15 protein-coding genes and 1 pseudogene are annotated in these 13,302 nt (G+C 67.6%); 8 read left to right on the top strand and 8 right to left on the bottom strand.

What is annotated here, in order from left to right:
- Positions 1-258 (top strand): annotated as a pseudogene (locus GX543_RS03480) (enoyl-ACP reductase); the annotation flags it as partial.
- Between the two features lie 28 nt (positions 259-286).
- On the opposite strand, the gene GX543_RS03485 reads toward GX543_RS03480, so the two are convergent.
- From GX543_RS03485 to GX543_RS03500, 4 genes are read right to left on the bottom strand one after another with little or no spacing between them, the layout of a single operon-like run.
- On the bottom strand, positions 287-943 hold the full coding sequence (locus GX543_RS03485) for a PaaI family thioesterase (RefSeq protein WP_290849810.1): 657 nt from the start codon (positions 941-943) through the stop codon (positions 287-289).
- Entirely contained in the window at positions 940-1,662 is a 723-nt protein-coding gene (locus tag GX543_RS03490; RefSeq protein WP_290849811.1) for a TetR/AcrR family transcriptional regulator, read from the bottom strand. The genes GX543_RS03485 and GX543_RS03490 overlap by 4 nt, the downstream gene beginning before the upstream one ends.
- Positions 1,663-1,675: 13 nt before the next feature.
- The gene (locus GX543_RS03495; protein ID WP_290849812.1) at positions 1,676-2,452 is read right to left on the bottom strand and encodes an enoyl-CoA hydratase; all 777 of its coding nucleotides are present in this window, start codon (positions 2,450-2,452) and stop codon (positions 1,676-1,678) included.
- Positions 2,453-2,477: 25 nt separating this feature from the next.
- Positions 2,478-3,551 carry an enoyl-CoA hydratase/isomerase family protein gene (locus tag GX543_RS03500; protein WP_290849814.1) on the bottom strand — a complete coding sequence of 358 codons (1,074 nt, stop codon included), beginning with the start codon at positions 3,549-3,551 and terminating at the stop codon, positions 2,478-2,480.
- Positions 3,552-3,715: 164 nt separating this feature from the next.
- On the opposite strand from GX543_RS03500, the gene GX543_RS03505 reads away from it, so the two are divergent.
- A complete protein-coding gene (locus tag GX543_RS03505) occupies positions 3,716-4,651 on the top strand; it encodes a 1,4-dihydroxy-2-naphthoyl-CoA synthase (RefSeq protein ID WP_290849815.1) in 936 nt (311 codons plus the stop codon).
- 50 nt (positions 4,652-4,701) lie between these two features.
- Complete coding sequence (locus tag GX543_RS03510) at positions 4,702-5,193, top strand: SRPBCC family protein (RefSeq protein ID WP_290849816.1); 492 nt, start codon at positions 4,702-4,704, stop codon at positions 5,191-5,193.
- Positions 5,194-5,331: 138 nt separating this feature from the next.
- On the opposite strand, the gene GX543_RS03515 is transcribed toward GX543_RS03510, so the two are convergent.
- Positions 5,332-6,393, bottom strand: a complete 1,062-nt coding sequence (locus GX543_RS03515; protein WP_290849818.1) for an LLM class F420-dependent oxidoreductase — start codon at positions 6,391-6,393, stop codon at positions 5,332-5,334.
- A gap of 270 nt (positions 6,394-6,663) precedes the next feature.
- Between GX543_RS03515 and GX543_RS03520 the strand changes: the two genes are divergently transcribed.
- Genes GX543_RS03520 through menE form a run of 4 tightly spaced genes read left to right on the top strand, consistent with a single transcriptional unit; the run spans position 6,664 to position 9,742 of the window.
- Positions 6,664-7,893, top strand: a complete 1,230-nt coding sequence (locus tag GX543_RS03520) for an inorganic phosphate transporter (RefSeq protein ID WP_290849819.1) — start codon at positions 6,664-6,666, stop codon at positions 7,891-7,893.
- Between the two features lie 29 nt (positions 7,894-7,922).
- Complete coding sequence (locus tag GX543_RS03525; RefSeq protein WP_290849821.1) at positions 7,923-8,195, top strand: hypothetical protein; 273 nt, start codon at positions 7,923-7,925, stop codon at positions 8,193-8,195.
- Positions 8,196-8,237: 42 nt separating this feature from the next.
- Positions 8,238-8,579, top strand: coding sequence for a DUF3349 domain-containing protein (locus GX543_RS03530; RefSeq protein WP_290849822.1), 342 nt, complete (start codon positions 8,238-8,240; stop codon positions 8,577-8,579).
- A gap of 44 nt (positions 8,580-8,623) precedes the next feature.
- Positions 8,624-9,742 (top strand): o-succinylbenzoate--CoA ligase, encoded by a 1,119-nt coding sequence (gene menE / locus GX543_RS03535; RefSeq protein ID WP_290849823.1) that lies wholly within the window; start codon positions 8,624-8,626, stop codon positions 9,740-9,742.
- An 11-nt stretch (positions 9,743-9,753) separates the two neighbouring features.
- On the opposite strand, the gene GX543_RS03540 is transcribed toward menE, so the two are convergent.
- Complete coding sequence (locus GX543_RS03540) at positions 9,754-11,079, bottom strand: PE-PPE domain-containing protein (RefSeq protein ID WP_290849825.1); 1,326 nt, start codon at positions 11,077-11,079, stop codon at positions 9,754-9,756.
- 264 nt (positions 11,080-11,343) lie between these two features.
- On the opposite strand from GX543_RS03540, the gene GX543_RS03545 reads away from it, so the two are divergent.
- Positions 11,344-12,213 (top strand): 1,4-dihydroxy-2-naphthoate polyprenyltransferase, encoded by an 870-nt coding sequence (locus tag GX543_RS03545; protein ID WP_290849827.1) that lies wholly within the window; start codon positions 11,344-11,346, stop codon positions 12,211-12,213.
- Between the two features lie 61 nt (positions 12,214-12,274).
- On the opposite strand, the gene GX543_RS03550 is transcribed toward GX543_RS03545, so the two are convergent.
- Together GX543_RS03550 and GX543_RS03555 are read right to left on the bottom strand one after the other, a co-directional pair.
- Positions 12,275-13,018: a Clp protease N-terminal domain-containing protein gene (locus tag GX543_RS03550; protein ID WP_290849828.1), complete on the bottom strand. Its 744-nt coding sequence runs from the start codon at positions 13,016-13,018 to the stop codon at positions 12,275-12,277.
- Complete coding sequence (locus tag GX543_RS03555) at positions 13,011-13,280, bottom strand: helix-turn-helix domain-containing protein (protein WP_290849829.1); 270 nt, start codon at positions 13,278-13,280, stop codon at positions 13,011-13,013. Before GX543_RS03555 ends, GX543_RS03550 begins: the two co-directional genes overlap by 8 nt.
- Positions 13,281-13,302 lie beyond the last annotated feature (22 nt).

Consider the following 13,302-nt stretch of genomic DNA (forward strand, 5'->3'; position numbering starts at 1 on the left):
ACCGGCAACTTCGTGACCCAGACCTTCACCACGACCACCAGCGGTCGTCGCTACCGCTCGCAGATGCGCGCGCACGGCGACCCCGGTTACAAGGCCACCGCCGTGATGCTCGGTGAGAGCGCCCTGGCATTGGCACTGGACCGCGATCGCCTCCCCGACCGCGCCGGCGTCCTGACCCCCGCCGTGGCGATGGGCGACGCACTCATCGACCGCCTACGGTCCGCGGGCTTCGTCGTCGAGGCGCACGAGCTCACCTGAGGGCGTCGTCGTCGGTGGGCTCGAGCGGCTAGGCCTGCCCTGGTTTCAAAGCGATGAACAGCGCGTCCATCTCGGCGCAGAGGCGGTCACCGTCGTACAGCGTCCCGCGGACGAAGTACTTGCGACCTTCGACGCGCTCGACCCATGTACGCAGCGCGAGCGGGGTCTCCAGCGGAGTCAGCGACCGGTAGTTCACCGTCAGGTACCCGGTGCGAGCGACGCCGCCAAGCTTCAGCGCGGCCGCCATGCCGCCGAGGTCGTCGAACGCGATGGCCACGTGGCCGCCGTGCGCGACGCCGTTGCCCCCGAGGTGGAAACGACGGAAGGTGACGGTCGCATCGACACCGTCGGGACCACCGTCGAGGATCTCGTACGGCGGCAGCGTGATGTTGCCGCGCGACGGCAGGTCGATGCGGGTGCCGGACGGCGAGGTCCACTCGTCGACCAGCATGGTGTCGAGCTTGGCGTTGAGCTTCTTGAGGTCTTCGATCACCTCGTCGGCCAGATCCGGAGTCGGAGACGCGTAGCGCACCTTGTCCATGAACGTTCGAACCTGCTCGATCATCTCGCCGTAGCTGGGACCGCCGCGTTCAACGGTCACCTCGAGTTCAGCGCGGAAACCGCCCTGGTGCTGCGAGTCGCCTTCGGCAGGCACGTTCCACTTCTGGTCGGGTGCACCCTTCATCTCTTCACCGTATCCCTCGGTCCGACAGGATCATCCGTCGGCACAATATTGCTCGACTCCCGGTCCAGGAGCCGGTCGAGCTTCTTCTCGATCCGTGCCAGCTTCTCGTCCGAAGCGGACTGCCTGCTGCTGCCGACCAGCAGATCCACGATCTGTCGGCCGACATCGACGGTGTTCACCGGGCGCCCGGCGTAACGCTGACCGCGCGCGCTGTGCTCCAGCGTCCCGAAGATCATGTCGCGCGCGAGTGCCGTCGGAAAGGTCTCGTCCAACTCACCGGCCGCCTTCATCTCGTCGATGACACCGGTGTAGATCCGCGTGTACCGCCGATTGGACTCGATCACGACCTCGGCGAGCTCGGTTCCCGGAAAGGTCTGCGCGGCGTGGATGTAGGCCTGCACCAGATCCCACTTCTGGGCCATCATCGCGCACCAGTCCGACACCAGCCGCCGCAACTGTTCCGTGGGCGTGCCGTCGGCCACGGCCTGCTCCCCCTGCCGCTGGAGACTCTCGTAGAACTCCCGGGTCACAGCCGTGAGCAGTCCCAACTTGTTGGAGTAGTGCAGGAAGACGGTGCCCTCCGACACCCCCGCGCGCCGTGCGATCTCCGCCGTCGTCGCGGCTTGGAAGCCCGACGCGGCGAAGCACTCGGCGGCGGCGGCGCGGACCGTCGCGCGCGTGCGCTCGCTCTTGGTTCCGGCCGCCGCTCGCTCGATCACCGAATCCGGCCGATCAGCGATGCTGGAAGTTCGGCTCGCGCTTCTCCGCGAAGGCGCTCATGCCCTCGGTCTGGTCGGCCGTGGCGAACAGCGAGTAGAACAGGCTGCGCTCGGTGCGCACACCTTCGGTCAGTCCGGACTCGAAGGCGCGGTTCACCGCCTCCTTGGCGTACGACGACGCGATGAACGACTTGCTCGCGATGGTCGCGGCGACCTCGCGTGCGGTGCTGACGACCTCGTCGGTCGGCACCACGCGGGAGACCAGACCGAGCTTCTCCGCTTCGTCGACCTTCATCTGACGTCCGGTGAGGATCAGATCCATGGCCTTGGCCTTGCCGACGGCGCGGGTGAGTCGCTGCGATCCGCCGATACCGGGGATGACGCCGAGGTTGATCTCGGGCTGACCGAACCGGGCGTTCTCACCCGCGATGATCATGTCGCACAGCATCGCGAGCTCACAGCCGCCGCCGAGCGCGTACCCGGAGACGGCAGCGATGATCGGGGTGCGGGTCCGAGCCAGGTCGTCCCAGGCGCCGAAGAACTGTTCGCCCGCGACGTCACTGAAGCTCTTGGACTGCATCTCCTTGATGTCGGCGCCGGCGGCGAAGGCCTTCTCCGACCCGGTGATCACGATCGCGCCGATCCCGGGGTCGACGTCGAACCCGCGGACCGCGGCGACGACCTCGCCCATCAGCTCCGTGTTCAGCGCGTTGAGGGCCTTGGGCCGGTTGAGGGTGATGACGGCGACGCGGCCGTCGGTCTCGGTGAGGATGGTCTGGTACTCGGTCATCCGGTTCTCCATTCGAGGTGGTGGATCAGGGTTCGACGATGGTCAGTTCGAGGCCGTCGGGCAGCGGTGCGAAGAAGGCGTCGACGATGGCGGGCGTCACGGCTGCGATGTCGGCCGGATTCCACGACGGGTTGCGATCCTTGTCGATGACCTGAGCGCGGATGCCCTCGGCCATGTCGTGGTTGGCGACGCAGCGCAGTGACACGCGGTACTCGCGGTGCAGCGCCTCGTCGAGCGTCGGCAGCGGATTCCGCAGGGTCCGCAGGGTGACGGCCAGCGTCGTCGGGCTCTTGGCGCGCAGCGTCGCGGCCGCCTTGTCCGCCGACTCGGTGCCGACCGCTTCACAGCGGCGGATGATCTCGGCGACGTCGTCGGCGGCGAAGGCCTCGCGAATCCAGTCGCGCTGGGCATACAGGTCCGACTCCGGCGGGGTCTGCGCGAACTCGGCGATGGCCTGATCGACGGAGGTGGCGGTGATCGCCGCGACGAAGGCATCCAGGTCGGCGGCCAGAACGTAGTGATCGGCGATGCCGAGGGCAACGGCGTCGGCGCCGTTGACCGAGGTCGCGGTGAGCCCCAGGTAGACACCGAGGTTGTCGGCGATCTGCGACAACAGGTGGGTGCCGCCGACGTCGGGGCAGAAGCCGATGCCGGTCTCGGGCATCGCGAGACGTGTGCGGTCGGTGACGATGCGGGTGTTCGCGTGCGCAGAGACGCCGACGCCGCCACCCATCACGATGCCGTCCATCAGCGCGACGTACGGCTTGGGGTACTTCGCGATCTCGGAGTTGAGCTGGTACTCCTCGCGCCAGAAGACCGCCGACGGGCAGGCCGCCGCTTCGGCGTCGCCGCCACCGGATTCGACCAGCTGCTTGGCGTCGCGGTGGATCGACACGATGTCGCCGCCCGCGCACAGCCCACGCTCGCCCGCGCCCGACAGAACGACGGCCTTGACCGCATCGTCATCGCGCCACTGCCGCAGCGCCGCCGCCATGAGGTCGACCATCTCGTCGTTCAACGCGTTGATCGCCTTGGGCCGGTTGAGCACCAGCCGCCCGACGCCGCCGTCCAGCGATACCAATACTGGCTTCTCCGTCACTGCTTCTCCCTTGAACTCAAGTGGCACTCAGTTCGAAACATATTACTTGAACACGATAGATCGAAAGAAGCCCCGGACCGCGTGACGACGAATTGAGTGCTGCTACAGCAGGCTTGATTCGGTCCGGGACCGTACCGTCGGATCGATCCCACTAAGGTCAAGTCATGTTCGACGAAACCCAGTGGAAGCCCGTACGCGGCTTCGAAGATCTCACCGACATCACCTACCACCGCCACGTCGGCGAGGGCCGCGAGAACGGCATCGTCCGCATCGCCTTCGACCGCCCCGAAGTCCGCAACGCGTTCCGTCCGCACACCGTGGACGAACTGTTCCGCACGTTCGATCACGCGCGCCGCTCCCCCGACGTCGGCACGGTGCTGCTGACCGGCAACGGGCCGTCGCCCAAGGACGGCGGCTGGGCCTTCTGCAGCGGCGGCGACCAGCGCATCCGCGGACGCAGCGGCTACCAGTACGCGCAGAGCCACGACTCCGACGTCGCCGGGGCGACCGTCGACGGCGTCGACGAAGCCCGAGTGAAGGCCGAGGGCGGTCGGCTGCACATCCTCGAGGTACAACGGTTGATCCGCACCATGCCCAAGGTCGTCATCGCCGTGGTGAACGGCTGGGCGGCAGGCGGCGGCCATTCGCTGCACGTGGTCGCGGACCTGACCCTGGCCTCGCGTGAGCATGCTCGGTTCAAGCAGACCGACGCCGATGTCGGCAGCTTCGACGCCGGGTACGGCAGCGCGTACCTGGCCAAGCAGGTCGGGCAGAAGTTCGCCCGCGAGATCTTCTTCCTCGGCGAGGCCTACGACGCCGAGACCATGCAGCGGATGGGGGCGGTGAACCGCGTCGTCGACCACGCCGAGCTCGAGAACACCGCCATCGAGTGGGCACGAAAGATCAACGGGAAGTCGCCGACGGCTCAGCGCATGCTGAAGTTCGCGTTCAACCTGACCGACGACGGACTGATGGGCCAGCAGGTGTTCGCAGGCGAGGCGACCCGCCTGGCGTACATGACCGACGAAGCCGTCGAGGGCCGCGACGCGTTCCTGGAGAAGCGCGATCCCGACTGGGACCCCTTCCCCTACTACTACTGACCCCCCAACTACTGACCCCCCCTACTACTGACACTGTTACCGGGAGAACCATGCGACTTCGCGACAACCCCATCATCGAAGTGAGCCGAAAGCTGCCGTGCACGCCGGAGCGGGCCTGGGAACTGGTCACCGACATCACCCTGCCGACCCGCGCCGAAGGCGAGCTGCAAGCCGCCGAGTGGATCGACGGCGCCGATGCGGTGGCGGTCGGCGCCCGCTTCGTCGGCCGGAACTCCAACGACCAGATGGGCGAATGGGAGACCTTGAGCATCGTCACCGAGGTGGAGGAGGGACGCCGCTGGGCCTGGTCGGTGGGCGTCGAAGGATCTGAGCCGTGGGCTACCTGGGGCTTCGAGGTGGACCCTTCCCGCGTCGGGGCCGTAGTCCGTCAGTGGGCCCGGGTCGGCGACGGCGACTCGCCGTTCCGCGGTTTCATCGCCGCCGCTCCGGAGAAGGAGGGCGTCATCATCGACAACCGCCTCGGCGTCTGGCGGCGCGGCATGGAATCGAACCTCGACCTGATCGAGGCTGCGATCGGCTGACGCTCCGCTGTCTGAAAACGCACTATGCGTTGCTCCCCGCAACGGCTTGAAGCCTGAGCGGGAAGCAACGCATAGTGCGTTTGATCGCCTGTAGACCTGTGCTCGCCTGTAGACCTGTGCTCGCCTGTCGGCCTTCGTCTAGCCGACGAGTTCGGCCAGGACCCGCATGTCCTCGACGCGCTGCTCATGCGTCCACGCGGCGGGCGAGGCCAGCAGGACGCCGACGCCGCTCTCGCGGAATCGTTCCACCTGCTCGGCGACGGCGGACCGGGGCCCGATCAGGCTCATGGCCTCGATCAGTTCCTGCGGCACCGCGGCAGCGGCCTCGTCCTTCTTGCCGTCCAAGTACAGGTCCTGGATCAGCTTGGCCTCGTCGACGTAGCCGTATCGCTGCACCAGCGAGTTGTAGAAGTTCTTGCCGCGTGCGCCCATTCCGCCGATGTAGAGGGCACTGTGGTGGCGGACCGCGTGCTGAGCGGCGGCGATCTGATCGACGTCCTCGGTGATCAGCGCGCTGGTCTGAACCACGATTCGGAGGTCGGGCAGCGACGGGTCCCGCTTGGCGTTGCCCGCCGCCAGCGGCTCGCCGAAGGCGGCGTCGACGTGGTCGGGGTGGTAGAGGAAGGGCTGCAGTTCCTCGAACAACTCAGCGGCGAGTTCGACGTTCTTGGGTCCGATCGCGGCGAGCAGCATCGGGATCCGGTCACGGACCGGGTGGTTGATGATCTTCAACGCCTTACCGAGTCCGCTGCCGCCGTCCTCTTTGGTGAGGGGCAGCTGGTAGTGCTTGCCGCGGTGCTCGACGCGCTCGCGCCGCCACACCTGACGGCAGATCTCGGCGTTCTCGCGGGCACGTCCGAGCGGGTAGTCGTACTTGACGCCGTGGAATCCTTCGATCACCTGCGGCCCGGAGGCGCCGATGCCCAGCACCGCACGACCGCCGCTGATGTAGTCGAGGCCCGCGGCGGTCATGGCGAGGTTGGTGGGGGTCCGCGAATACATCGGGAGAATGCCGGTCTGCAGTTCCATCGTCTCGGTGCGGGCGGCGATGTAACCGAGCTGGCTCACGGCGTCGAAGCTGTAGGCCTCGGGCACCGCGACGCGGCGCACGCCCACCCCCTCGAAGTCGCGGAGGTTATCGATGGTCTCGCGGAAGTCGCCCGCGTAGTTGATCGGCATTCCCAGCGTCATCGGCGTCATGCGCTGATTCTGGCACACGTGCGTGACATCGTCTCATCGACGGTTGGCAGGGATTCGACATCGGCCGCCCGCGAGGTCATTCACCTGGACTTAACCTTGCCTTCACCTGCGGATCGAACGGAACGGGCAACTCCGGGTGACGTCCACTCCACGGTTCGGTGAACATTCCGTTAACGACCCCCGATACAGTTTAAATCCCCAGGTCAACGCCCCAAACGGAACGTTGCATCGAGTTGACTACCCCCACCGATCGCCGGTCATAGTTGTCGCATGACCGCAGAGATGCTCATTCTCGTTCTGCTGATCGTCACAGCACTCGGCTTTGACTTCACCAACGGGTTCCACGACACCGGCAACGCCATGGCGACATCGATCGCCACCGGCGCGCTGAAGCCGAAGGTCGCCGTCGGCCTGTCTGCGATCCTCAACCTGGTCGGCGCCTTCCTCTCCGTCCAGGTCGCCGCGACCATCACCAAGGACGTCCTGAAGATCCAGGAGACGTCCGGCGACGACAAGGGCGCGCTGGTCGACGGGCTCAGCGCGGACACCGCGCTGATCATCATCTTCGCCGGTTTGATCGGCGCCATCCTGTGGAATCTCTTCACCTGGCTGTTCGGCCTGCCGTCGAGCTCCTCGCACGCACTGTTCGGCGGTCTGATCGGTGCGGGTCTGGCAGCGATCGGCAGCTCGGGCATCAACTGGGAAGGCATCCTGGCCAAGCTGATCGTTCCGGCGCTGTTCGCCCCGGTGATCGCCTGTCTGGTGGCTGCGGTCGGCACCCTGCTCGTCTACGCCATCACCAACGGCATGTCCGAGAAGAAGAAGGAGGGCGGCTTCCGCCACGGTCAGATCGCTTCAGCCTCCCTCGTCTCACTGGCTCACGGCACCGGCGACGCGCAGAAGACGATGGGCGTCATCGCGCTCGCGCTGATCGCCACCGGTCACCTCGACGCCTCGACCGTTTCGCACGGACTGCCCTTCTGGGTGGTCGCCTCGTGTGCCGCCGCCATCGCGCTCGGCACCTGGCTCGGCGGCTGGCGCATCATCCGCACGCTGGGCAAGGGCCTGGTCGAGATCAAGGCGCCCCAGGGCATGGCAGCCGAGGCCTCGTCTGCGGCCATCATTCTGACCTCGTCGGTCGCGGGCATGGCGCTGTCGACCACCCACGTCGCCACCGGTTCGATCCTCGGTTCGGGACTCGGCAAGAAGGGCGCGGAGGTCCGCTGGAGCGTCGCCGGACGCATGGCGATCGCCTGGCTGACCACCCTGCCCGCCGCCGCACTGGTCGGCGCCCTCTGCTTCTGGCTCGCCAACATGGTCGGCGGCGCCCCGGGCGCCATCGTCATCTTCCTGATCCTGGCCGCTCTGTCCGCCTACATGTACTGGCGCGCCCAGCAGCAGAAGGTCGACCACCGGAACGTCAATGACGAGTGGGCCGAAGGCTCCGAGGGCGAAGAGACGCCGGTTCCGACCGCCACCGATCCCGCCGCTCAGGCCTGATTCCGACTTCGCGAAAGGCTCATCACCTCATGGACATCGTCTCCTCCATCTCCAAGGTCCTCGCGGTCGGCCTGGTCCTCGGCGCCGGCCTCCCCGCACTGTTCGCGGTCGGCATGCGCCTGGAAGCCATCGGCCACGGTGACCTCGGCAAGCCCGCCAACCCGATCATCCGCTACCTCGGCTTCGCCCTGATCGGACTGACCGTCGTGGTGATCGTCCTGGGGATCCTGTGGGTCACGCGACAGACGCTCGACTACTACTTCGACCTCCGCATCTTCCCCGACTTCGCTTACAAGAAGTGACCTCCGGGTAATCCCGGGTCTTGAAAGGCACCGAGACAACACATGGCACCATCGCTGTTCGACAACATCATCAGGTGGATTCGCGCCGGATATCCCGAGGGCATTCCGGCCTCCGACTACCCGCCGCTGCTGGCGCTGTTGACTCCGCTTCTGTCAGAGTCTGAGATCACCGACGTCGTCCTCGGGCTCGCGCTCGAGTACGGCACCGACACTCCCGCCACCCCGGAGCGCATCCGCGAGGCGATTCACGCCGTCACCGAGCAGGCTCCGTCCGCGGACGAGATCGAGCAGGTCTCGGCACGTCTCGCCGCAGCAGGCTGGCCGCTCGCCGACCGCGAGAGCGTGACCGCAGCCGAACCCGTCGTGAGCAAGACCGAGGAGTGACTCTGCGAGTCCTTCGACCTCTCGAACTTCCCGCGAATCCCGCCGTGCTCGACGCTCGGCGGGATTTGACGGCTCTGCTCGACGGCGACGCCGCGTATCTGCCGCTCCCCGCCGACAACCCGGCCGACGTGCGTCGACTGTCCGAGGCGCTCGCGCTCGGCTCGCCCATCGACGACGACGCAGCCCTCGTCGTCTCGACCTCCGGCACCACCGGGACCCCCAAGGGCGCAGTCCACACGGCGGCCTCGCTGCGCGCATCGATCGACGCGACGGCGGAGGTCCTGGGCGGACCGGGCAGTTGGCTGCTCGCGATGCCCCCGCACCACATCGCGGGTCTGCAGGTGCTGCTCCGCTCTCTCGCCGCGGGATACGACCCGGTGGTCCTCGACCTCGCTGCGGGCTTCGACCCCGCCGCGCTGCCCGCGCAGATCGCCGCCATGCCCGGTCACCGGCGCTACACCTCGCTGGTGCCCATGCAGCTCAGGAAGGCCCTCGACGATCCGCGCGCGTCAGCTGCGCTGGCCGACCTCGACGCGATCTTGGTGGGCGGAGCGGCCACCGGCGCTTCGCTCGCGGCCCGCGCCCTCGACGCCGGACTGCCTATCGTGCGGACGTACGGGATGAGTGAGACCGCGGGGGGCTGCGTGTACGACGGCCTGCCGTTGCCGGGAACCCGCCTGCGGATCATGGAAGCGGGCGACGACGGCGCCGGCCGCGTGGCGCTGGGCGGCGCGACCCTTGCCAAGGGCTACCGCAACCTGCCCGACCACCCCGCGTTCGCCGACCCCGGCTGGTTCCTGACCGACGATCTGGGCGCGCTCGACGATCACCTGCTGCGGATCGTCGGCCGCGCCGACGAGGCGATCTCCACCGGCGGACTCACCGTGGTACCGCAGGTGGTCGAGGCAGTCATCTCCGAGGTGCCCGGCGTCGCCGACTGCGCGGTGTTCGGCGTGCCGGACGAACGACTGGGCGAGCAGGTGGTCGTCGCGGTGGTCGCCGCGACCGAAGGGCCGCGGCCCGACGACGCCGTGCTGCGCGCCTTCGTCACCGAGCGCCTCGATCGCTATGCGGCGCCCCGAAAGGTGTTCCTACTCGACGCTCTTACGCTCCGCGGCCCGGGCAAGGTGGATCGCCGGGCGCTGCGCGAGCGCTTCGCCTGAGTTCGGCGGAATCAGGCCGCTGCGTTCTCTTGTTCTGCGTCCACTACTTCTGCGTCCACTTCTTCTGCGCTGATCTCTTCTGGCGCTTCCGGAGTCACCGGAGCGTCCTCTTCCACCGCAGTGGGCGTCTCATCCTGCGGGGTCTCAGCAGGCGGGAGCTCCTCCGTTGGAGTCTCCGCGTCGACACCGGTCCCGTCGTCCACCTGCGCGTGGCGCGGCGAGGACGATGACGTACCGCCCTCGAGCGGCTGCGGTTCGGCCCACTGCCCGGTGTCGTCCAGCAGGCGGCGCTTGCCCGCGACTCGGTTGGCCGCGGGGGCGTCATCGGTCTCGTCTGCGGTGGCAGTCGGCGACGAGACCTTGGTCACCGGGACGTTCGGGTCGGCGTTCTCCGCCGTGATCTCCTGCGTCGGGTAGAACTTCTCGGCGGCCTTGTCCCACGACTCGAGCTGTTCGGTCGAGACCGGCACGCCCAGGGATTCGTAGATCATGGCGTTCAGCAGCGCGAACGGGTGGTAAGTGTCGTAAACCTGGTAGGTGCTGTTGCCACTGGTGAACGTGGCGACCTGCTCCAGGTTCTCCAGATCGGCGTACGAGCCGCGGCCGGTGCCGGAGTGGATGGCGAGGAACCCCGCGGCATTGACCGCAACCGACGACACCGGCCGCAGCGGGTCCCACTGCAGGTGGCCGACGGGATCACCCTGGACGATGACGTGAACAACCTTGGCGTCGCCGGTGTCCTCGGGATTGCGGGCGCCGTCGTTCGAGACGCCGATCAGGCCCAGCAGCGGCGTGGCGAACGGCGTCCGGCTCAGCTTGGACTTGACGCCCCACGGCCCCCGTGGATCGGAGACCAGCAGGATCGTCGAGTTGGATCCCAGAAGCCCCTTGGCCGCCGCCTGCTCCGCCGCGTTCCCGAGCGCTTCGCTGCCCTGCGAGTAGCCGGTGTACACGATGACGCGATCGGCGTCCTTCAAGGCTTCCATCACCTTGAGCGTGTTGGCCGTGCCGACATCGCGGGAGTCGTTGTAGGTCGGGGCGGTGAACGGCAGCTTTCCGGACTTGCCGGAGATGATCGGCCAGAACGACTCCGGGTACTGGACCACGGTGAGGTCGCGCCCCGCGACGAGACTGTTGACACGCGGCGAATAGGTGTCGTCGGTGCCCGGCACGAGGACGACCAGTGCGTCCGAGTCGGCGTCTGGCACCAACGAAGACAGCACGTCGCTGGGCGCGGTCAGCGTCGGACCGTTGGCGGCAACTGACGAATCGACGCCGGGAATGTACGGCGCGTCCGCGGCCATCGCCGTCGGCGCGAACGCCAGCGGAGCAATCACTCCCGCGCACAGTCCACATGCAGCAGCCGACGTCGCAATTTTGCGCTTCACTGAAGTTCTCCCCCGGGCGAGATAGCCGGTGCCACCGATAACGCCCAGGTAGCACCACATTCTGAGCCCTCATGGAATCACGCAGGAATTCCTCAGGTAAGTCCCAGAAACGGCGTCAGGGGTTGGGCTGACACCAGGTCGGGTGACACCCGGCGTGGCGGTATCGAGGTCGGCCGACGCCGGCGCGCCGCGCGAGGATGGAACAATATCGGCGTGGCAACAGTGGCTCAATGGATCGAAGGCGCACGACCGCGCACCCTGCCGAACGCGATCGCTCCGGTGATTGCCGGAACCGGTGCCGGCCTCTACGTCGGGGGCGTCACCTGGTGGAAGGCGGCGCTGGCTCTGGTGGTGTCGCTCGCACTGATCGTCGGCGTCAATTATGCGAACGACTACTCCGACGGCATCCGCGGCACCGACGACGACCGGGTGGGCCCGCTCCGTCTGGTCGGCTCCGGTGCCGCACGTCCGGGAGCGGTCAAGGCCGCCGCGTTCACGGCGCTGGGCGTCGGTGCCGCGGCCGGGCTGGCACTGGCGATCGCCACCGCGTGGTGGCTGGTCCTCATCGGTGCCGTGTGCATCCTGGGCGCGTGGTTCTACACCGGCGGTCGACGCCCCTACGGATATCTGGGATTCGGCGAGATCGCCGTCTTCGTCTTCTTCGGACTCGTGGCCGTGCTTGGGACGCAGTTCGTCACGTCGGGCAAGGTGGACTGGGTCGGCGTCGGGTGTGCGGTCGCAGTCGGCGCGCTGTCGTCGGGCGTGCTGATCGCCAACAATCTGCGCGACATCCCGACGGACACCGAATCCGGAAAGGTGACGCTCGCCGTGCGACTCGGCGACGCCGCCACGCGCAGGCTGTACCTCGTGATGTGCGCGGTCCCAGTCGTCGTCAGCATCGTGCTGGCGGTTTTCGTTCCCGCGGCCGCGGCCGGCCTGCTGGTGGCGATCCCCCTGGTCAAACCGTTGAAGTTGGTCATGGGCGGAGCTCAGGGGCGCGAGCTGATCCCCGTCCTCGCGCTGACCGGAGTCGCGATGCTGGTGTGGTCCCTCGCGACCGGGATCGCGCTCGGCTTGAGCTAGTGACGCGACGATCGGCCCCTCCCGAAGTCTTCGGGAGGGGCCGATCGTCATTGCTGGGGCATCAGCCCGCTGCCGGTGCCTCTTGAAGAAGCGCCATCACCGCGTCGCGGAGTTGATCGACGGTCGTCGCCGACTCCACCACCGCGATCACCGCGGGATCGCCGCCGTCGAGCATGGCCAGCAGCAGGCGTTCGACGCGAAGGTCCGAGTCGCCCGCCTCTCGGGCTGTCGCCACCGTGGCACGGATCGCCTCGCGGGCCGGCTCGGTGAGGCGCCCGCCACGACCGCGACCTCGCGGGCCTCGACGGCCCCGGCCGCCTTCGGCCGGCCCGAACCAGATGCCGTCGGGCCCCACCTCCGCCCGGAACGGACCACTCCATCCGCCGGGTCCGCCGGTAGGACCACCGTGGTGCGGACCGCGGCGACCGTGCGGTCCGCGACCGCGACCACGACCTCGTTCGGGTCGTCGTCCCCAGCCCTCGGCGAGGTCTTCACCGAACCTGTCCCCGACGGCCTCGCGGACCTTGTCAAGGTCGATTCCAATGCTGCGCAGGGCCACTCGGTCGTCCTCGTAGCGGTCCCGAACGTCCTCGGGCTCCGCCTCCCGGTTCTTCCCGACCACCTCGCGTGCACCCGCCAGGGTGAGCCCCTGGTCGGCCAGCACGGCGAACAGCGGGCTGCGCGCATTGCACAGCATGCCGAGCATGAGGTGGTCGGTGCCGATCTCGCGATGCGCGAGATCCTTTGCTTCCTGAGCCGCGAACATCATCACGGCTCGAGAGTCTGAATTGAAACGGTCAAACATCGTTGCCGTCCTTCCCAGCCGCTTCCGCGGCCTCTCGATACGAATGCTTCTGATGCACGGCCTGACGGCTGACCTGCAGAACTTCGGCGATCGCCTGCCAACTCCATCCCTGCGACCTCGCCGAAGCCACATGAACGTCCTCGAGCCGGTCGGCGAGAGTTCGCAGCGCCCGAACCACTCCCAATCCGACTGCCGGATCCGCGCTTGCCGCGGCCCTCACCATCGGATCGTCGTCGTTCATCTGCTCATCATCTGCGTGCATTATGTCAATATATGTTGACGTT

Source organism: Gordonia sp. (in: high G+C Gram-positive bacteria), from assembly GCF_012515855.1.
Taxonomy (GTDB): domain Bacteria; phylum Actinomycetota; class Actinomycetes; order Mycobacteriales; family Mycobacteriaceae; genus Gordonia.

Coding starts and splice junctions, on each gene's coding strand:
- GX543_RS03485 (WP_290849810.1), bottom strand. CDS start 943: ATGAAGGGTGCACCCGACCAGAAGTGGAACGTGCCTGCCGAAGGCGAC.
- GX543_RS03495 (WP_290849812.1), bottom strand. CDS start 2,452: ATGACCGAGTACCAGACCATCCTCACCGAGACCGACGGCCGCGTCGCC.
- GX543_RS03505 (WP_290849815.1), top strand. CDS start 3,716: ATGTTCGACGAAACCCAGTGGAAGCCCGTACGCGGCTTCGAAGATCTC.
- GX543_RS03510 (WP_290849816.1), top strand. CDS start 4,702: ATGCGACTTCGCGACAACCCCATCATCGAAGTGAGCCGAAAGCTGCCG.
- GX543_RS03515 (WP_290849818.1), bottom strand. CDS start 6,393: ATGACGCCGATGACGCTGGGAATGCCGATCAACTACGCGGGCGACTTC.
- GX543_RS03520 (WP_290849819.1), top strand. CDS start 6,664: ATGACCGCAGAGATGCTCATTCTCGTTCTGCTGATCGTCACAGCACTC.
- GX543_RS03525 (WP_290849821.1), top strand. CDS start 7,923: ATGGACATCGTCTCCTCCATCTCCAAGGTCCTCGCGGTCGGCCTGGTC.
- GX543_RS03530 (WP_290849822.1), top strand. CDS start 8,238: ATGGCACCATCGCTGTTCGACAACATCATCAGGTGGATTCGCGCCGGA.
- GX543_RS03550 (WP_290849828.1), bottom strand. CDS start 13,018: ATGTTTGACCGTTTCAATTCAGACTCTCGAGCCGTGATGATGTTCGCG.
- GX543_RS03555 (WP_290849829.1), bottom strand. CDS start 13,280: ATGCACGCAGATGATGAGCAGATGAACGACGACGATCCGATGGTGAGG.